Here is an 18024-nt window from a genome sequence, read left to right as displayed (position 1 = left end):
AATCTACTATTGAAAAGGTTAATTAAATGTAAATATAATGCTGCAGCGGGATTATGGCGAGACAAAATATCTTTGTCTCACTTATGAACCATTACGCTTATTTGCGAAGCTTGCGGTATCGAGAAGGAATGTACGATGACAGTGGAAAATAAAGTAGAACGTAGTCTGTTTAATGAGGTGATGGTGCCTTGTTATAACCCAATGGAAATGATCCCGGTAAAAGGGGAAGGCGCACGCGTTTGGGACCAACAAGGCCGAGAGTATATCGACTTTGCTGGTGGTATCGCTGTGAGCTGTTTGGGTCACTGTCACCCGGCAATGGTTAAAGCAGTTACTGAGCAAGCAAACAAGATTTGGCACCTAAGTAACGTGATGACCAACGAACCTGCACTGCGTCTAGCGAAAAAGCTAACAGACGTATGTTTTGCAGAAAAAGTATTCTTTGCAAACTCTGGCGCGGAAGCGAACGAAGCAGCTCTAAAGCTAGCTCGTCGTTGGGCGGCGGATGTTCACGGTCCTGAGAAATCTGAAATCATTGCATTCAAACAAGGTTTCCACGGTCGTACTTTCTTTACCGTAACGGTTGGTGGTCAAGAAGCTTACTCTGATGGTTTCGGTCCTAAACCGGGCGATGTGACTCACCTTCCTTACAATGATATTGCAGCACTAGAAGCGCACATCTCTGATCGCACTTGTGCAATCATGATGGAACCTCTGCAAGGCGAGGGCGGTATCATCTCACCAACCTCTGAATTCGTGAACACAGTTCGTGAACTGTGTGACAAACACAATGCACTACTTATCTTTGATGAAGTACAAACCGGTAACGGCCGTACTGGTAACTTTTATGCTTACCAAGGTCTAGGTGTAACACCAGACATCTTGAGCACTGCTAAATCACTGGGTGGTGGTTTTCCTATTGGTGCAATGCTCACGACGACTGAATTAGCGACACATCTAAAAGTCGGTACGCATGGCTCTACTTACGGTGGTAACCCACTGGCGTGTGCTGTTGCAGAAGCGGTTGTTGATGTGGTTAGCCAACCTGAAACATTAGCTGGCGTGAAAGAGCGCGAAGCATTGTTCCGTGATGGTCTTGCTAAGATTAACGACAAGTACCAAATCTTCAGTGAAGTTCGTGGCAAAGGCCTACTACTAGGTGCTGCGCTTAACGAAGAGTGGCAAGGCCGTGCACGTGACGTATTAGTAGCAGCAGGCGAACAAGGCTTGATGGTACTGGTTGCTGGTGCAAACGTGGTTCGTTTCACGCCATCACTGGTCATTACTACACAAGAAATTGAAGAAGGCCTATCAAAACTAGACAAAGCAATCGCTACGCTAGTTTAGCCTGAGCGGCGTCATAGGAATGATCGCCAATAGAGCGATCCCATGACGTTCTGCTAAAGGCCCAAGCTTCTGGTTTTGGGCCTATTTTGCATCTGGAGGGAATATTGATGCTAGTTGTTCGCCCAATAAAATTATCTGATTACGATGCGCTGCATACTTGCGCGGTTGAATCTGGTCACGGATTCACATCTCTTCCTGTTAACGAAGAACTGTTAACTAACCGTATTACTCACTCTGAATACAGCTTTGCCAAACCAGACGTGACTGAACCCGGTGATGAAGGCTACCTAATGGTTGGCTTTGATACCGAAACGGGTGAAGTTGCAGGTACCACGGGTATCGAAGCCTCGATTGGCTGGGATGTACCGTTTTACTCTTATCACATCAGCAAGGTGGTTCATTCATCGCAAAAGCTTGGCGTTAATAACGTGGTTAAGCTACTGACTTTTGGTAATAACTACACCGGATGCAGTGAAATTTGCACGTTATTCTTGCGCCCTGACTTCCGTGGTGGTTTGAACGGTCGTTTGATGTCGAAGTGCCGATTCCTACTGATGGCTGAACACCCAGAGCGTTTCTCGAAAACAATTTTTGCTGAGATGCGGGGGGTATCGGATGCCGAAGGTAATTCTCCTTTCTGGCAATGGCTGCAAGAACACTTCTTCTCGATTGATTTCACACTTGCTGATTATCTAACCGGTATTGGTAAGAAAGGCTTCATTGCTGATCTTATGCCGAAGCTACCTATCTATGTGAACCTACTGAGCAAAGAAGCTCAGGCGGTGATCGGAGAGGTTCATGACAATACGCGCCCTGCACTTAAGTTGTTGGAACGTGAAGGTTTCACCAACCGTGGCTATGTCGATATCTTTGATGCGGGCCCAACGGTTGAGTGTGATTTAAGAAACATCGAATCTGTGCGTCATGCGATTAGAGCTCAGGTGAAAATTGCAGAGCACTCAAGCTCTAAAGACTTCCTAATTGGGAATACATCATTTGAGAACTTCCGCGCAGTAGCCGCGAAAGGCGCGTATGACCAAGCAAGCGACACAGTGATTTTATCATCTGAAGTAGCAAGCGCTCTTGAAGTAAAAGAAGGCGAATTCGTTCGCATGTTGGCTCAGTAAGAGCAGCGATTATCTGTCGAAGATTTTAAGGATAGAAGTATGACTCAGTGGATAGCAGGACAGTGGGTGGCAGGTCAAGGTGACGCCATGACATCAGTAAGCCCATACAATAATGAAGTAGTGTGGCAGGGTGATAGCGCAACGCCAGCACAGGTTGAATCTGCAGTGGCAGCAGCTCGTGAAGCCTTCTTGGTTTGGAAAAAACTGAGCTTTGCAGAGCGTGAAGCGATCGTGTTGAACTTTGCTGAGAAGGTAAAAGAGAACAGCGAAGAAATTGCGCAAATCATCGCAAAAGAGACGGGTAAACCGATCTGGGAAACTCGTACTGAAGCGGGAGCGATGGCGGGTAAGATTGCTATTTCCATTCGTGCTTACCATGAGCGTACCGGTGAAGCTTCACGTGAAGCAGCTGGCAACCAGATTGTACTTCGTCATCGTCCATTGGGCGTGATGGCGGTATTTGGTCCTTACAACTTCCCAGGTCACCTACCTAACGGTCATATTGTTCCAGCTCTGCTATCGGGTAATACTGTGGTATTCAAACCTTCAGAACAGACACCTTGGACGGGTGAGTTCGCAATGAAGCTATGGCAAGAAGCGGGTCTTCCTGCTGGCGTGATCAACCTAATGCAAGGCGCTAAAGAGACAGGTATCGCACTGGCTGATGCTAAAGGTCTTGATGGCGTGTTATTCACGGGTAGTGCGAATACGGGTCATATCCTGCATCGTCAATTCGCGGGTCAACCGGGCAAGATGCTGGCACTAGAAATGGGCGGCAATAACCCTATGGTGATCAGTGACCAATACGGTGATGCGGACGCAACGGTATACACCATTATCCAATCGGCGTTCATCAGTGCTGGTCAACGTTGTACATGTGCTCGTCGCCTGTATGTTCCTGTTGGCGAGAAGGGTGACCTACTGATCGATAAGCTGGTAGCGGCTACGCAAAAGATTCGTGTTGATCAGCCTTTCGCTGAACCAGCACCTTTCATGGGCCCACAGATCTCAGAAGCCGCTGCTAAGTTTATTTTAGACGCACAAGCAAATCTGCAATCGTTAGGCGGTGTAAGCCTAGTCGAAGCAAAAGCGGGTGAAGCGGCGTTTGTTTCTCCGGGTATTATCGATGCAACTAACATTGTTGAACTACCAGATGAAGAGTACTTCGGTCCATTGCTACAAGTGGTTCGTTACCAGTCACTTGAGCAAGCGGTTGAATTAGCTAACGACACACGCTTTGGTTTGTCTGCTGGTTTAGTATCGACAGACGATTCTGAGTGGGAATACTTCGTTGACCATATCCGCGCGGGTATTGTTAACCGTAACCGCCAACTCACAGGCGCAAGTGGTGATGCACCATTTGGTGGCCCGGGTGCTTCTGGCAACCTACGTCCAAGTGCTTACTATGCGGCGGACTACTGTGCTTACCCAATGGCTTCAATGGAAGGTGGTGAAACTCAACTGCCAGCGACATTTAGCCCGGGTATCGAGCTGTAGTTTAGATTGATATTGAGCTAAGGCTCATTCATTAGTTATGAGATAAGGAAGCGGCGTATCGCTTCCTTATTTTAACCAAGCTCAGCATCAAGATTGGGCGGTAGATAATAATAGAACAAGTATGTCACAGGCTGATGGCTGCTGACTCTATGTCCAGCCTCTCCCTTTCTAATCCAAATTACTAGCTTGCTAGAACCTCTGACAAGGAGTCACCATGACGCCCGATCTACTCTTTAAATCACTATGGGATGATTACATTCATAGGCTTTGTCCATCGGCTGAGAAAGTACACCACTTGCTGAAAGAAGATGAAGCGCTGATTAACGATCACATTGCGCTACGTACTTTTAATGTTGACCCGCTGGGTATTGAAACATTGGCTAAGCCTTTCCTTGAGCTGGGTTACAAAGCGTGTGGTGATTACCTGTTTGAAAGCAAGAAGCTAGTCGCGAAGCATTACGAGCACCCAGACCCAAAACAGCCGAAAGTGTTCATTAGTGAATTGAAGGTAGAAGAGTGCTCAGGTGAGTTACAACAGATCGTTGCTAAGTTGGTTGAGCAAGTCGATGCAAGCAAGCTGCAAGGTCATGAATTCCTGTTTGGCGGACGCCTTTGGGATTTAAGTTTCGCGGATTTCCAAGTGCTTGCAAAAGAGAGTGAATACGCGTCTTGGTTGGCGGCTCATGGTTACGGCGCAAACCACTTTACGGTGAGCGTAAACCAACTCAATGCCTTTGATGAAGTACAGGCAGTGAATGACTATCTGAGCGAATCTGGTTTCACTATCAATGCATCTGGTGGTGAGGTTAAAGGCTCTCCAGAGGTCTTATTAGAGCAGTCATCAACAATGGCAGACAAAGTCCCAGTTTCATTTGTTGAAGGCAATGAGATGATTCCTGGAGGCTTCTACGAGTTTGCTAAGCGTTATGCGATGGCGAATGGAGAGCTTTATACTGGTTTTGTTGCAGCATCGGCGGACAAGATCTTCGAAAGCACCAATGGTTAAACTGTTAACGGCTGAGTTTTACTGACTCGGCGTTAATGTCATGCCTTTACTCATTCTGGTCTAGATGCATGATAAACAGATAATAAAAAAGCCACCAAATTTGCATTTGGTGGCTTTCAAATTTTTGGCTCAGTTAATCGAGATTAACGAGTGCCGTATACCACGATAGTTTTACCGTGTGCAGAAATTAGGTTCTGCTCTTCTAGCATCTTCAAGATACGACCTACTGTCTCACGAGAACAACCAACGATCTGGCCAATCTCTTGACGAGTGATCTTGATTTGCATGCCGTCAGGGTGAGTCATTGCATCTGGCTGTTTTGCTAGGTTTAGTAGCGTTTGAGCGATACGACCTGTTACGTCAAGGAACGCTAAGTCACCAACCTTTTGGCTAGTTACTTGTAGGCGGCTCGCCATTTGCGCTGAAAGGCGCATCAGGATGTCTGGGTTCACTTGGATAAGTTGACGGAATTTCTTGAAAGAAATTTCAGCTACTTCACAAGGAGATTTAGCACGAACCCAAGCAGTACGCTCTTGGTCTTCTTCGAACAAGCCTAGCTCACCGATGAAGTCGCCTTGGTTTAGGTAAGAAAGAATCATTTCCTTACCTTCTTCGTCTTTGATAAGAACTGCCACAGAACCTTTAACGATGTAGTACAAGGTTTCTGCCTTTTCACCAGCATGAATCAAAGTACTTTTTGAAGGGTACTTATGAATATGACAGTGTGAAAGGAACCACTCTAATGTTGGATCGGTTTGAGGTTTACCTAGAACCATAATATCTCACTTCCTCTGCAGGGTATGCTTGCCGCTTTCCGTATTTTAGCTAAGCCTGGATTGACTTGTAGGATAAGAGCACTCGTTGAGCGCTGCAAGCTATCTTGTGTTTCGTTTAAGAATAGTATCCTTTTTCAGGTACTATTTCTTGATTTTAATCGTGACCAAGCTACGATTTTTTACGCAAAATTGTGCACATGATCACGGTATGAAAAGTAATCAACCAGAACGTCGTTTTGTTAACCTATTTTTCCGGTTTCGATGAGTTGTTGTAGGATTGGCCTTACAATGAGCTCCATAGCAAAACTCATCTTGCCCCCTGGCACCACTAGCGTGTTATGACGAGACATAAATGAGCCGTCAATCATTGCCAAAAGGTAAGGGAAATCGACGTTTTTGATACCACGCAAACGTATAACTACGAAGCTTTCGTCTAAACTTGGAATCCCTTTGGCGTTGAGTGGGTTCGATGTATCTACGGTTGGAACGCGCTGAAAGTTGATATGTGTGCGTGAAAACTGCGGGGTAATGTAGTTAAGGTAATCATCCATTGAACGGACAATAGAGTCCATTACCGCTTCACGAGAGTGGCCACGATCGCGTGTGTCACGAACGAATTTTTGAATCCACTCTAGGTTTACGATAGGTACCATGCCAATCAGCAGATCGACGTGTTGAGATACATTAATATCGCCATCAACCACACCGCCGTGCAGACCTTCGTAAAACATCACATCGGAATTTTCAGGGATATCTTGCCATGGCGTGAAGGTGCCCGGCATTTGATTATAAGGAACAGCTTCATCGAAAGTGTGTAGATAACTACGTACTTTACCGGTGCCTTCGTTCCCGTATTGACGGAAGAACTCTTCTAATGCACCAAAGTCGTTGGCTTGTGGACCAAAGTAGCTAATGTGCTTACCTTGCTCGCGCGCCTTGCGGATCTCGACATCCATTTCTGGTCGAGTGAATCGGTGGAAACTATCCCCTTCAACCCAAGCAGCCTTCACGTCCATCATATTGAACATTTTGCGGAAGGCTTCTGAGGTAGTGGTGGTGCCGGCTCCAGATGAACCCGTCACCGCAATAATTGGATGTTTAGCGGACATGACAACCCTTGTCGTTTGAGTAACTTACTTGTTAGCAATCGTTTTCCACTATAACACGGCTCCTTTCTAAGCGCAGCCTAGAAGCGTTTTGTCACCTGGATATCAACGGTCTCGTGCAGTTCGGAAAACACGATGCTCACGTCACCAGAAGCTAATTGATGTTTCACCTGATCAATCTTGTTTTGCAGTGAGATCTCAACGTCGCCATAGTCTGTGCCTTCACGCAGCACGAATTCTTTGATGAGGTTTTCCAGTGTCTCTGGCGCGATGTCTTGCCATGGGATGATCATAAATACTTCTCTCTTTTATGTTCATTGATATGTTGATTAGTGTGTCTAGTGATGTTTTTAATACAACCCCAATTTGGGGCTGCGCTATCTTATCAAGGTTTCGCGTTTATATTTAGCAAGGCTTCGTCGTTATGCAGAACCTTGGATACTTTCATAATACGCAGGTAAGGCTTCTTCTAACCAGAATCGTGGTTTGAGTGTGCTGCCTGTGATGAACCCAACATGGCCGCCTTTCTGAAACAGGCGATAATCGATGTTATCGGGTAGGACGAATTTTGGAATCACATCATCGGTCATGAAAGGATCGTCTTTGGCATGAATGATCTGTGTTGGTAGTTTTATCTGATTGAGCTTAGGAAGAGCAGAGCACTGTGCATAATAGTCTTGCGCGTTTTTGAATCCGTGCAGGGGTGCAGTAATCCGTTCATCAAACTCATACAGCTTGTCTATCTTCTTGATGGATTCAGCTGTGATGCCGAGTTTCTCCTGCAGCAGCTTCACCTTTTTCAAGGCATTCGATTTGAGTGAATTAAGCAGGTACTTCTTATAGAGCTTCGAGAAGCCTCGTTCTATGCGACTTGAACAACAGGCCAAATCAAAAGGGGCAGAGACTATCGTTGCTGCAGACAGCAGTGGATCATCTGCGTATTCCGCCAAATAGTTCGCCAACATGTTTCCGCCCAAGGAGATGCCAACCGCCACCTTTGGGTTATTGGGAAATTGAGCGTGTAGGTGCCTGAGGAAGAAGCGAGCGTCTTCAACTTCACCAGAGTGATATGCGCGAGCCAAGCGATTCGGTTTTCCGCTACAGCCTCTAAAGTGCATCATCACCGACAGCCAACCATCTTTAGCAAACGCATTCATTAGTCCATTAGCATAAGGGCTCTCAAAGCTGCCTTCCAAACCGTGGAACAGCACGAATATCGGCTTGTTCTTTATATCGTCACTATTTGGATTGTCGCCATCTGGCGATTCGCTCCAAGCAAGATCGAGAAAATCACCATCGGGTGTTTCTAAGGTTTGCCATTGCGGGTTGAACAACGCCTGCTTTCTAATAAATCGTGGCACTAAGGTTTGTAAGTGCGGATTAGATAGACCAGCTGCTGCGGTAAATATTGTCATAAAAACAGTCCATGCTTCTTTTATGGGCTTTGGTAAAGTGTTGAGCTTTTAGCGGAACGCCCACGTTTTTATTTGAGCTTGGTTGATTCTCGGCATAAGCGCAAGGGTTTCACTGATACAGGCAACAAAAACATGCCATAGGTAACTGATTGAATAATATCGGAGTTAGTCTTGTTGCTTGCTGTATGAGTGGCGTGTTCTATCAATAGAATCTACCCGCTATGTTGTAAACATCGATAGGAACCGCTCAGATAAGCTTGGTTCTTGATTGAATAAAAGGGAAAGGAAACGGGTTAGGGCTGAGGTGCTGGTTCAGAAAATGCGTCGTAGAGGTTTTCTGCCCCTAGTAAACGGCAGTATTGAAATGCGAGAGGCGATTGCTGATTGGCGTACAATGGTAGGGAGTTAATACAATCGACGAGATCGGACTGCTGTTGTTTCTCAAGTTGCAATTCGAACTGTAAGGCTTCACGGTACAGTGAATCAACAACGTGCGCCTTGAGATGCTTGCGTAGCTCTCGATAACTATGGAGTAGGGTTTCAGAGCGGCTTAAGCATTGTTGTACCTTGTGCCACTCTTCTTCCGCAAAGGAGAGTTGCTGCTCATCAAGCCATTTGAGAAGCAGCAGTAGATTGACGTTGCCGTGGAACTGGTTTTGCAAAGCTAAGCACGCATCCTTTACACCGCGCACACTGTAATACTGAAGGCTAAATTGCCATAGTCGTTCCAGTGTTAGTGATATTGGGGCGTGCTCTGGGCTCATAAGCTATCCATATCCTGTTCCATCTGCTCAAGCTCTTCTTGAGTGGACATCCAATCCATTTCAACTTCTTCTAGCTGTGACTTACTGCTCGCTTGGAGAGCGAGTACTTTATTCAGTTTAGCCTTATTTTCAGCTTCATACAGTGAAGTGTCGGATAATTCTTGCTCGGCTTCTTCAAGAGCCTGCGTCAGCTTATCCATCTGCTTTTCAAATTGAGTCAACTTTTTACGCAGTGGTGCAGTCAGTTTACGGAACTCGGCTTCTTTACGCTTCTGCTCTTTTTTCGCTGCTGCACTGTTGGCGCCGTCTTTCGCTGGTGCCAATGCTTGTGCTTCTTTACGCTCAACTTTTTGTTGTTCGGTTAGCCACTTGTAGTAATCGCTTAGGTCACCATCAAACGGTGCCACTTGGCGATCGTGAACTAGGTACAGGTCATCTGTGGTTGCACGCAGTAGGTAACGGTCGTGCGACACGATAACCATTGCGCCTTCAAACGTTTGTAATGCAAAAGTCAGCGCCTGACGCATGTCGAGATCCAAGTGGTTGGTTGGTTCATCGAGTAGCAATAGGTTAGGTTTTTGCCATACCAGCAATGCCAATACCAAACGCGCTTTTTCACCACCTGAGAATGGTGCCACTTTATCCAGTGCTTTTTCACCTTGGAAGCCAAAGCTACCTAGGTAATCACGCAGTTGTTGCTCGGTGTGCTTAGGCGCAATCTGCATCATGTGTTGCAGCGGTGTTTCTTCTGGGTGCAGGGTTTCTAGTTGGTGCTGAGCGAAGTAGCCAATCTTAACGCCTTGTGAATAGCTCAGTTCACCGCCTTGTTGTTTCAGCTCACCTGAAAGCAGTTTGATTAGCGTTGATTTACCTGCACCATTTCGACCAAGCAGACCAATGCGGCTGCCCGGAACGAGATTTAGGCGAATCTTTTCCAGAATTAGGTTGTCGTCGTAGCCTGCTGATACCTCGTCCATCATCATGATTGGGTTTGGTAGGGCGTCTGGCTCTCTGAACTCAAAGTTGAATGGGTTATCAAACTGAGCGGGTAGTACTTGCTCCATTTTCTCTAGCGCTTTAATACGGCTTTGCGCTTGGCGAGCCTTTGAAGCTTTGTAGCGGAAACGGTCGATGTAGCTCTGCATGTGCGCCATTTGTTTCTGCTGCTTCTGGAACATCGCTTGTTGCAGGATCAGCTTTTGCGCTCGTTGAGTTTCAAACGACGAGTAGTTACCCGTGTATTCGTTAAGCTGTTGGTTTTCAACATGGACGATACGGTTGACGATAGGATCTAAGAAATCTCTATCGTGCGAGATAAGCACTAGAGTGCCCGGGTAGGTTTGTAACCAACGCTCTAGCCACATTACAGCGTCTAAATCTAAGTGGTTGGTCGGCTCATCGAGCAGTAATAAGTCACTGCGACACAGTAGGGCTTGCGCTAGGTTCAAACGCATACGCCAACCACCAGAGAACTGAGTCAGGTTCCATGTCATTTGTTCTTGGCTAAAGCCTAGGCCGTCCAACAACTCGGCAGCACGTGCCTTGATGCTGTAACCACCAATGGTTTCGATCTTGCCGTGGATCTCTGCGACCAATGTGCCGTTGTCGGCTTGCTCCGCTTTCTCTAGTTGATCTTCAAGGCCGCGGTATTCACGGTCGCCATCAATCACGTATTCAATTGCTGTTCTTTCTAATGCAGGCGTTTCTTGAGCAACCCAAGCCATTTCCCAATGCGCTGGTTTGCTGAATGAGCCGGCATCAATAGACAGTTCGTCCTTAATTAAGGCGAACAGCGTAGATTTACCACAGCCGTTTTTACCAACCAAACCGATCTTGTCGCCAGGGTGAAGAGTCGCAGATGCTTGGTCAAGGAGTGGCTTACCGCCGCGTAGCAATTGAATATCAGAGAAAGTAATCATATAGAGATAGCATAGAAATTAGAGGTGAACAGACGCCTGCATAGTAGGCTGAAACCAGATAAAAGTCGATCACAATGCAATTTGCGTTATGATGCCAATAACATATTAATAACTTTTGCTTAAATTCTTGTGGCCTTGCCACCGTTTAGCCCTCAAAGGAATGTTTCAAAGGAATGAGTAATACTCCCTCGACAGACAAAGTCGTGCCAAAGGTGTTGATCATCTACGCGCACCCAGAGCCGCAAACTTCTATTGCCAATCAGATGATGATTAAAAAGATAGAGTCGCTCGGTCATGTCAAAATTCATGATCTCTACGCCATCTACCCAGACTTCTTCATCGATGTGCCTTATGAGCATGAATTACTGCTCGAGTACGATGTGATTGTGTTTCAACATCCTCTGTTTATGTATTCCTGTCCCTCATTATTAAAAGAGTGGTTTGACCGTGTGTTGGGCAAAGGTTTTGCGTTCGGTGAACAAAGCGCGCTTAAGGGGAAGCACTGGCGTAGCGTTATCACAACCGGTGGTAAAGAAGAGGCGTTTGGTGCCGCAGGCTATAATAAATATCCATTACAAGAGCTCTTGCAACCTTTCGAACTCACCGCTGCTTTGTGTCAGATGAACTGGATATCACCTCTGGTTTTACACTGGGCACGAAATGTCTCGGATATGACGCGTTACCAACACGCTGAAGCGTATCGAAACTGGTTGCGAGACCCGCTACAAGAGATAGGAGCGAATGATGGCTCTGACTAATGATTTTTTGCAAAGTAGTGTTATATTTCTAGCAGCTGCTGTAGTCGCGGTTCCTATCGCGCAGCGAGCTGGCTTGGGCTCAGTATTGGGTTACCTTCTGGCAGGCGTTGCTATTGGCCCATGGGGGCTTGGTTTAATCAGTGATGTCGAGGCGATTCTGCACTTCTCCGAATTCGGGGTGGTACTGCTGCTCTTCCTGATTGGCTTAGAGCTTAACCCTAAAAAATTGTGGCAGATGCGGGCGCCTATTCTCGGATTAGGTGGCGCACAAGTGCTGATCACCACTCTGATTATTACTGCCATCGCCTGCATGTTCGGTTTAACTTGGCAAACGAGCTTGGTCATCGGTATGGGTTTAGCCCTATCTTCGACCGCGATTGCCTTGCGTGTCATTGAAGAGCGAGAGCTTGGCGGCAAAGAAGCAGGGCAGTCTGGCTTTGCAGTGTTACTTTTCCAAGATATTGCAGTCATCCCTATGCTGGCGATGTTGCCTCTGCTTGCGGGTAATACCGGCGGCAGCTGGGCGGACATGTTATGGATGCTAGGCGGAGTAATTGGTTTGCTTGTCGGTGGTCACTTCTTATTGAGACCGCTATTCCGATACGTAGTCATGAGTGGCGTGCGTGAATTGTTCACGGTCGCAGCGCTGTTATTGGTAATTGGTATTGCCGTTATCATGCAGCAGATCGGTTTATCGATGGCATTGGGCACATTCTTGGCGGGCGTGCTTCTGGCTGAAAGTGAATATCGACACGAGCTTGAGATCGCGATTGACCCCTTCAAAGGATTATTGCTTGGTCTGTTCTTCATCTCGGTGGGGATGGCGGTGAACTTGGGTTTACTGGCTGAAAGCCCATTTGCGATACTGATTGCCGTTTCTGCATTGGTCGTATTGAAAGGTTTAGTGCTGTATGCGCTGGCTCGAATCTTTGGTACTCAAGCAAAAGCGCGTAGCCGAATGGCGATGATTCTCAGCCAAGGTGGTGAGTTTGCTTTCGTTATTTTTACCGCAGCGAGTGCTCAGGGTATCTTAAGTGGCGAACAAGTGTCGTTCTTACTGGTGGTTGTGAGTCTGTCGATGGTGACCACGCCATTGATGCTCAAGCTGCAAGACCGATTCTTTGCTCGTCAACTGAATCAAATCAGTGAGAACGCGATGTCTTCGGATGTTGTCGATCGCAGCCCTCGAGTAATCATTGCTGGCTTTGGTCGTTTCGGTCAGATCATTGGTCGTTTGATGTATGCCAACAAGATTCGAATTACTGTCCTCGAAAGTGATGCCAGCCAAATACACATCCTGAGAAAGTTCGGCTACAAGGTATTTTATGGTGATTCAACACATCTAGAACTGTTACGTGCAGCCGGAGCTGATAAAGCAGAAGCCATCGTGTTGTGTACGGATTCTCCTGATGAAATCATGAAAACCGTCGATTTGTGTAAGCAGCACTTCCCACGCTTAAAGATCTTAGCGCGTGCACGAAGCCGTGTTGAAGCGTATCAATTACTTAACCACGGTGTGAGTAACTATTCCCGTGAAACCTTCCTTGGGGCTCTCGATTTAGGTCGTCAGACATTGACCGAACTTGGCATGCACCCATATAAAGCGAAGCGAGCAGAAGCACACTTTAGGAAGTTGGATAATGGTATGCTGAAAGAGTTGCTTCCTCAGCATAACGAGGATGCCGAGTTAGCCCAAAGAGCGAAAGAGGCTCGTAAAGAGCTTGAAGAGATCTTTGGACATGAGATGGAAAATGATCACCAATCTCGAAACTATTGGCAGTAGTTAGAGTGAATAGCAAATAGCTTGAGCATAGAAATAACAGTCTTTAGAACCAATCTAATAATAAACGCGGTCTCTGCTTAGCCTTTAATAAAGCTAGAGTGGAAGAACCGCGAATCCAGAGTAGTAAAGGATATCAACGTGAAACAGAAAAAACGCTTTATCGCAGGGGCGAGCTGCCCAAGCTGCAACACTCAAGACACGCTTCGCTGGTGGATTGAGAATAATATCGAGCTGGTGGAATGTGTCGATTGTGACTTCACAGAGCAACGTAAACCGAAAACTGTAGAGAAATCTGAACACGCGAATCAAGAAATGATCGGTATTTTTAAGCCAGAATGATTGAGTTTCGTTAATTGATCCCCATAATATCCCGGTACAGAATTTTTCCTAAGCTCAACTGTTCGAGCTTAGTCCAAACCTCCTTGGAGCTCTCATGAAAATTGAAAAGAACGTAGTAGTTAGTGTTGCATATCAAGTGAAACTTGAAGATGGCGTAGTAGTTGACCAATCAACTGCAGAAGCTCCACTAGATTACCTTCACGGTCACAACAACCTAATTACAGGTCTTGAAAAAGAGCTTGAAGGCAAAGTTGCTGGTGACAATTTCTCTGCAACTGTTACTCCAGAAGACGCTTACGGCGAGCACAACGATGCTCTAGTTCAACGTGTTCCTGCTGACGTTTTCCAAGGTGTTGAACAAATCGAAGTTGGCATGCGTTTCCTAGCGGATACTGACCAAGGTCCAATCCCAGTAGAAGTTACTGAAGTAGATGGCGACGAAGTTGTTGTTGACGGTAACCACATGCTAGCTGGCCAAACTCTAACGTTTGACGTTGAAGTGGTAGCGGTACGTGAAGCGACTGAAGAAGAAGTTCAACACGGTCACGTACACCAAGAAGGCGGCTGTGGCGGTCACGGTCACGACCATGATCACGAAGGCGGTTGCTGCGGTGGCGAAGGCCACGACCACGGTGAAGAGAAAAAAGACGGCTGCTGCGGCGGCGGTAGCTGTGGTTCTCACTAATACCGAATTAGCGGTTTAGATTAAGAATCTTGAAAGCCTCCCTTGTGGAGGCTTTTTTCGTATTAGCGGCGGCTTTTTGCGCCTGACTTTTAATCTACCGAACTAAGTGCCCGCAAATCTAAGTGTCCGTAAATCTAAGCATTCGCAAAAAGTTTGGTTTTCGCTATCAGACATCGAGCCGTGGATGTGATATTGATAGGCACAACATTATAAGACGACATCAGTGGAGAGTTCGCATGTCACAACCTTTTTCAATTGCCATTCATGGTGGTGCGGGAACCATCTTGCGAGAGCAAATGAGCGATGAATTAAAAACGGGTATTACTGAAGCGTTAGAGAAATCGGTTCTGGCTGGTTATCAAGTGCTGCAATCGGGCGGTGATGCTCTGGATGCGGTAGTGGCATCCGTTAAGGTGATGGAAGACAGCCCTCATTTTAATGCTGGTAAGGGCTCGGTTCTGACTCATGATGAGTTTGTTGAGATGGATGCATCGGTGATGCACGGCCGTGAAATGGATGCGGGTGCGATTGCTGGTGTCCGTCATATCAAAAACCCGATTGAACTTGCGCGTGATGTGATGTTAAAAAGCGACCACGTACTATTGATTGGCGAAGGGGCAGAGAAGTTTGCCTTTGAACATGAGTACACCTTCACTGAGCAAGATTACTTCTTTACCGAGCGTCGCTACGACCAGCTTCAATCAATGAAAGAGAAAGGTATCTTTGCCTTGTCGGAAGCGAAGTACGACGAGCAGCATGCCGAGAAATACCCAGACGACAAAAAGTACGGCACGGTTGGCGCGGTGGCGTTAGACCAATCGGGTAACTTGGCGGCTGCGACAAGCACTGGCGGTGTGACTAATAAGAAGTATGGTCGTGTCGGTGATTCACCTATCATTGGCGCAGGTACCATTGCCGAGAATGGTAACGTTGCGGTTTCCACTACCGGAATGGGCGAGTTCTTCTTAAGAAAGATGGTTGCCAGTGATGTGGCAGCACGAATGCGCTATCTCAAAGAAGATGTACATACCGCTTGTGAACACATCATCCAAGGTGAGCTGAAAACCATGGGTGGCGAAGGTGGCTTGATAGCGATTGATGGCCAAGGTGATATCCACTTCGGCATGAATAGTTCAGGGATGTATCGTGCAAGTGTTGATACTGACGGGCGTGTCGAAGTGAAGATTTACGCCGATGACTAAACCTTTGGTGGTTTGGTTCTAATTTGGTGGCTTGGTTCTAAATAGTAGACATAAAGAAAGGGCGACAGAGAATATCTGTCGCCCTTTCTTTTTATTCGTAATCAACAAGCATTTCGATAGCTAACACACTCAATCGTTAGCGAACTGTAGTTGATTTGAAACGCGCTTAATAGTGCGGTGGTGGCGTTTCTTCTGATGCGTCGGCCAAGTTTGAACCATCAATGTTCTTCACTTTACCCACGACATACTTCATTTGGTCTTTCATCTTAGTGATCAACATCTGTTGCTGGCTAAGCGCTTCATTGAGTTCTTCAATGGTCTGTTCTTGGAAAGCTAGCTGACATTCTAAGTCATTCACGCGGCTTTCTAGTTGTTCAACTCGCTTTTCTGTCATCGTTCTTAATCCACATTCCAAGCTTGGGCTATGCCCGCAGAGGTGCCCGATATCACACGGTTCTTATCATCAAAGGCTGCATCATACACTACCGCACGGGGAGGGCGAGCATCTTTTAGTGGCTCAGCATCGTGATGAGAAATTCGTTTTCCGTCTTGAGTATTCCAAACGCTGACTTGGCTCGACGGTGTACCCGTCACCAACATACTGCCATCGTCAGAAAAACGCGCACTAGAGAAGATCAGCTGTCGCGACCAGCTCTGCAACTGTGCTTGAGGTTCACCAGTTTTAAGATCCCAAATCATCGCTTGGTTGCCGCCATCAGAGGTAAAAGCCAGTTCACCATCGCGCTGTAGCGCAACTCGTACTACTCTTTGTTCATGCTCAAAGGTACGTAATACCAAGCCTGACTCGGTATCCCACAGGTAGGCTTTATAGTCGTTACCACCTGATAACGCGTAGCGACCATTGGAAGAAAGGGAAACAGAATTAACTTTTTCTCGGTGAGCAAGGAACTCAAGACGGCGTCCGGTGACTAAGTCCACATAGATCGCTTTGCCATTAGACAGGCCAAGCAATACTTTTTCACCATTGCTAGAGATATCGACATCGCGAATTAAGCCATCGGAGATAGACCATAGCCCTTCAGCTTGTGTCCAAGAGAGATCCCAAACGGCGAAGTTCATCTGACTGGCGGTAATGGCAAAGCGGCCATTGTCCGAGATACGAATACGCGATACTTGGTTTTCTAATTGATCTTGTGGGCCGAGTTGAGCTAACTCTTTGTTTTCGGCAAGGTCCCAAAGCAGCAGTTGTTTTTGCTGAGAGTAGAGCAGGGCGAAGCGTCCATCTCTGCTAAGGGCAAAGCTGGTGGCACCATTGGGTTCAATTTCCCAACGTTGCTCATCATCTTGGAAGAAAAAACATCCATTTAACAAGGTGATGACAATTGTACATAGCAATGAGTGGAAAAATATTCGCATCACATCTAATAATCCGGTTTGTGTCGAAAGACATATGACTAGTATATTGTTATAACTAACGTATTCACACCAATCTAATCATTAGATTTGTGCACAATAACCAATGGCTTGGCCATTAATTGGAGAATTCAATGAAATCAGTTTTAAAAGTATCACTGCTTGCCGCAACGGTTATGCTAGCAGTTGGTTGTCAGAAAGAAGAACCAAAGGCAGAAGCTCCACAGGTTGAAGAAGTTAAAGTTGAAGCAGTAAACTTTAAAACAGAAGACGACAAAGCGGCATACGCAATCGGCGTATCTTTCGCTAACTACCTAAGCACAAGCATTGATAAGCCAAGCGAGCTAGGCATTAACCTAGACAAAGATATGGTTCTTCAAGGTATCGAAGACGTATTCGCAGAGAAAACTGCACTGAACGAAGAAGAAACTCGCGCAGCTCTTGAAGCTCTAGACAAGCGTGTTGCTGAAACTATGCAAGCACAAGCTGCTGAGAAATCAGCGGAAACTAAGAAAGCAGGTGATGACTTCCGCGCTGAGTTCGCGAAGACTGAAGGCGTAGAGCAAACTGAATCTGGCCTACTTTACCAAGTAATGACAGCTGGCGAAGGCGCTTCTCCAAAAGACACTGATACTGTTCAAGTACACTACAAAGGTACACTAACAGACGGTACTCAGTTTGACAGCTCTTACGACCGTGGCGAACCAGCAACATTCCCGCTTAACCGCGTAATTCCAGGTTGGACTGAAGGCGTACAACTAATGAAAGTTGGTTCTAAGTACAAATTCGTAATCCCGCCAGAGCTAGCATACGGTGAGCAAGACACACCGACTATCCCAGCTAACTCAACGCTAGTATTCGAAGTTGAACTACTAAACATCGATAACGCTGAAGCAGCTCCTGCACAGTAATATCGATTAAAAACT

The 18024-nt window shown here is 46.5% G+C and carries 18 protein-coding genes; 10 read left to right on the top strand and 8 right to left on the bottom strand.

Annotated elements, in window-relative coordinates; translation table 11 throughout:
* Positions 1–135 precede the first annotated feature (135 nt).
* The 4 genes from L0992_14625 to L0992_14610 all read left to right on the top strand — a co-directional run bounded on the left by L0992_14625 (position 136) and on the right by L0992_14610 (position 4977).
* Positions 136–1347 carry an aspartate aminotransferase family protein gene (locus L0992_14625; protein ID XGB66911.1) on the top strand — a complete coding sequence of 404 codons (1212 nt, stop codon included), beginning with the start codon at positions 136–138 and terminating at the stop codon, positions 1345–1347.
* 107 nt (positions 1348–1454) lie between these two features.
* On the top strand, positions 1455–2474 hold the full coding sequence (gene astA / locus L0992_14620; protein XGB66910.1) for an arginine N-succinyltransferase: 1020 nt from the start codon (positions 1455–1457) through the stop codon (positions 2472–2474).
* 39 nt (positions 2475–2513) lie between these two features.
* Positions 2514–3971: a succinylglutamate-semialdehyde dehydrogenase gene (gene astD, locus L0992_14615; protein ID XGB66909.1), complete on the top strand. Its 1458-nt coding sequence runs from the start codon at positions 2514–2516 to the stop codon at positions 3969–3971.
* 214 nt (positions 3972–4185) lie between these two features.
* Positions 4186–4977 carry a DUF1338 domain-containing protein gene (locus tag L0992_14610; GenBank protein XGB66908.1) on the top strand — a complete coding sequence of 264 codons (792 nt, stop codon included), beginning with the start codon at positions 4186–4188 and terminating at the stop codon, positions 4975–4977.
* Between the two features lie 143 nt (positions 4978–5120).
* Here L0992_14610 and crp read toward each other — a convergent pair whose 3' ends face one another.
* The 6 genes from crp to L0992_14580 form a co-directional block, all read right to left on the bottom strand.
* A complete protein-coding gene (gene crp / locus L0992_14605; GenBank protein XGB66907.1) occupies positions 5121–5753 on the bottom strand; it encodes a cAMP-activated global transcriptional regulator CRP in 633 nt (210 codons plus the stop codon).
* Positions 5754–5992: 239 nt separating this feature from the next.
* Positions 5993–6862, bottom strand: coding sequence for a phosphoribulokinase (locus tag L0992_14600; GenBank protein ID XGB66906.1), 870 nt, complete (start codon positions 6860–6862; stop codon positions 5993–5995).
* Positions 6863–6939: 77 nt separating this feature from the next.
* The gene (locus tag L0992_14595) at positions 6940–7152 is read right to left on the bottom strand and encodes a YheU family protein (GenBank protein XGB66905.1); all 213 of its coding nucleotides are present in this window, start codon (positions 7150–7152) and stop codon (positions 6940–6942) included.
* Positions 7153–7281: 129 nt separating this feature from the next.
* Positions 7282–8274, bottom strand: a complete 993-nt coding sequence (locus L0992_14590) for a hydrolase (protein ID XGB66904.1) — start codon at positions 8272–8274, stop codon at positions 7282–7284.
* Positions 8275–8567: 293 nt separating this feature from the next.
* The gene (locus L0992_14585) at positions 8568–9038 is read right to left on the bottom strand and encodes a TIGR02444 family protein (GenBank protein XGB66903.1); all 471 of its coding nucleotides are present in this window, start codon (positions 9036–9038) and stop codon (positions 8568–8570) included.
* Entirely contained in the window at positions 9035–10957 is a 1923-nt protein-coding gene (locus L0992_14580; GenBank protein ID XGB66902.1) for an ABC transporter ATP-binding protein, read from the bottom strand. Before L0992_14580 ends, L0992_14585 begins: the two co-directional genes overlap by 4 nt.
* Before the next feature lie 173 nt (positions 10958–11130).
* Here L0992_14580 and kefG point away from each other — a divergent pair, with 173 nt between their 5' ends.
* From kefG to L0992_14555, 5 genes are all read left to right on the top strand, one after another.
* The gene (gene kefG / locus L0992_14575; GenBank protein XGB66901.1) at positions 11131–11715 is read left to right on the top strand and encodes a glutathione-regulated potassium-efflux system ancillary protein KefG; all 585 of its coding nucleotides are present in this window, start codon (positions 11131–11133) and stop codon (positions 11713–11715) included.
* Positions 11702–13498: a glutathione-regulated potassium-efflux system protein KefB gene (gene kefB, locus L0992_14570; protein ID XGB66900.1), complete on the top strand. Its 1797-nt coding sequence runs from the start codon at positions 11702–11704 to the stop codon at positions 13496–13498. The genes kefG and kefB overlap by 14 nt, the downstream gene beginning before the upstream one ends.
* A gap of 138 nt (positions 13499–13636) precedes the next feature.
* On the top strand, positions 13637–13837 hold the full coding sequence (locus tag L0992_14565; protein XGB66899.1) for a YheV family putative metal-binding protein: 201 nt from the start codon (positions 13637–13639) through the stop codon (positions 13835–13837).
* A gap of 94 nt (positions 13838–13931) precedes the next feature.
* Positions 13932–14522 carry a peptidylprolyl isomerase gene (slyD, locus tag L0992_14560; GenBank protein ID XGB66898.1) on the top strand — a complete coding sequence of 197 codons (591 nt, stop codon included), beginning with the start codon at positions 13932–13934 and terminating at the stop codon, positions 14520–14522.
* A gap of 236 nt (positions 14523–14758) precedes the next feature.
* Positions 14759–15724, top strand: coding sequence for an isoaspartyl peptidase/L-asparaginase (locus tag L0992_14555; GenBank protein ID XGB66897.1), 966 nt, complete (start codon positions 14759–14761; stop codon positions 15722–15724).
* 166 nt (positions 15725–15890) lie between these two features.
* Here the strand turns inward: L0992_14555 and L0992_14550 are convergent, their stop codons facing one another.
* Positions 15891–16118, bottom strand: a complete 228-nt coding sequence (locus tag L0992_14550; protein XGB66896.1) for a SlyX family protein — start codon at positions 16116–16118, stop codon at positions 15891–15893.
* 5 nt (positions 16119–16123) lie between these two features.
* Complete coding sequence (locus L0992_14545) at positions 16124–17101, bottom strand: hypothetical protein (GenBank protein XGB68740.1); 978 nt, start codon at positions 17099–17101, stop codon at positions 16124–16126.
* Positions 17102–17232: 131 nt separating this feature from the next.
* Here L0992_14545 and fkpA point away from each other — a divergent pair, with 131 nt between their 5' ends.
* Positions 17233–18009, top strand: coding sequence for an FKBP-type peptidyl-prolyl cis-trans isomerase (gene fkpA, locus L0992_14540; GenBank protein ID XGB66895.1), 777 nt, complete (start codon positions 17233–17235; stop codon positions 18007–18009).
* Positions 18010–18024 lie beyond the last annotated feature (15 nt).

The sequence above is a fragment of the Vibrio pomeroyi genome (genome assembly GCA_041879425.1).
GTDB lineage: Bacteria > Pseudomonadota > Gammaproteobacteria > Enterobacterales > Vibrionaceae > Vibrio > Vibrio pomeroyi_A.
Note: the sequence above shows the minus strand (reverse complement) of the source record. Positions and strands in the feature narration are given on the sequence as shown.

Excerpts from the sequence above, each read along its gene's own strand:
- L0992_14545 (XGB68740.1), bottom strand. The coding sequence starts at position 17,101 with ATGCGAATATTTTTCCACTCATTGCTATGTACAATTGTCATCACCTTG.
- L0992_14590 (XGB66904.1), bottom strand. The coding sequence starts at position 8,274 with ATGACAATATTTACCGCAGCAGCTGGTCTATCTAATCCGCACTTACAA.
- fkpA (XGB66895.1), top strand. The coding sequence starts at position 17,233 with ATGAAATCAGTTTTAAAAGTATCACTGCTTGCCGCAACGGTTATGCTA.
- L0992_14595 (XGB66905.1), bottom strand. The coding sequence starts at position 7,152 with ATGATCATCCCATGGCAAGACATCGCGCCAGAGACACTGGAAAACCTC.
- slyD (XGB66898.1), top strand. The coding sequence starts at position 13,932 with ATGAAAATTGAAAAGAACGTAGTAGTTAGTGTTGCATATCAAGTGAAA.
- L0992_14550 (XGB66896.1), bottom strand. The coding sequence starts at position 16,118 with ATGACAGAAAAGCGAGTTGAACAACTAGAAAGCCGCGTGAATGACTTA.
- L0992_14600 (XGB66906.1), bottom strand. The coding sequence starts at position 6,862 with ATGTCCGCTAAACATCCAATTATTGCGGTGACGGGTTCATCTGGAGCC.
- astD (XGB66909.1), top strand. The coding sequence starts at position 2,514 with ATGACTCAGTGGATAGCAGGACAGTGGGTGGCAGGTCAAGGTGACGCC.
- L0992_14610 (XGB66908.1), top strand. The coding sequence starts at position 4,186 with ATGACGCCCGATCTACTCTTTAAATCACTATGGGATGATTACATTCAT.
- L0992_14555 (XGB66897.1), top strand. The coding sequence starts at position 14,759 with ATGTCACAACCTTTTTCAATTGCCATTCATGGTGGTGCGGGAACCATC.
- kefG (XGB66901.1), top strand. The coding sequence starts at position 11,131 with ATGAGTAATACTCCCTCGACAGACAAAGTCGTGCCAAAGGTGTTGATC.
- crp (XGB66907.1), bottom strand. The coding sequence starts at position 5,753 with ATGGTTCTAGGTAAACCTCAAACCGATCCAACATTAGAGTGGTTCCTT.
- L0992_14585 (XGB66903.1), bottom strand. The coding sequence starts at position 9,038 with ATGAGCCCAGAGCACGCCCCAATATCACTAACACTGGAACGACTATGG.
- L0992_14625 (XGB66911.1), top strand. The coding sequence starts at position 136 with ATGACAGTGGAAAATAAAGTAGAACGTAGTCTGTTTAATGAGGTGATG.
- L0992_14580 (XGB66902.1), bottom strand. The coding sequence starts at position 10,957 with ATGATTACTTTCTCTGATATTCAATTGCTACGCGGCGGTAAGCCACTC.
- astA (XGB66910.1), top strand. The coding sequence starts at position 1,455 with ATGCTAGTTGTTCGCCCAATAAAATTATCTGATTACGATGCGCTGCAT.
- kefB (XGB66900.1), top strand. The coding sequence starts at position 11,702 with ATGGCTCTGACTAATGATTTTTTGCAAAGTAGTGTTATATTTCTAGCA.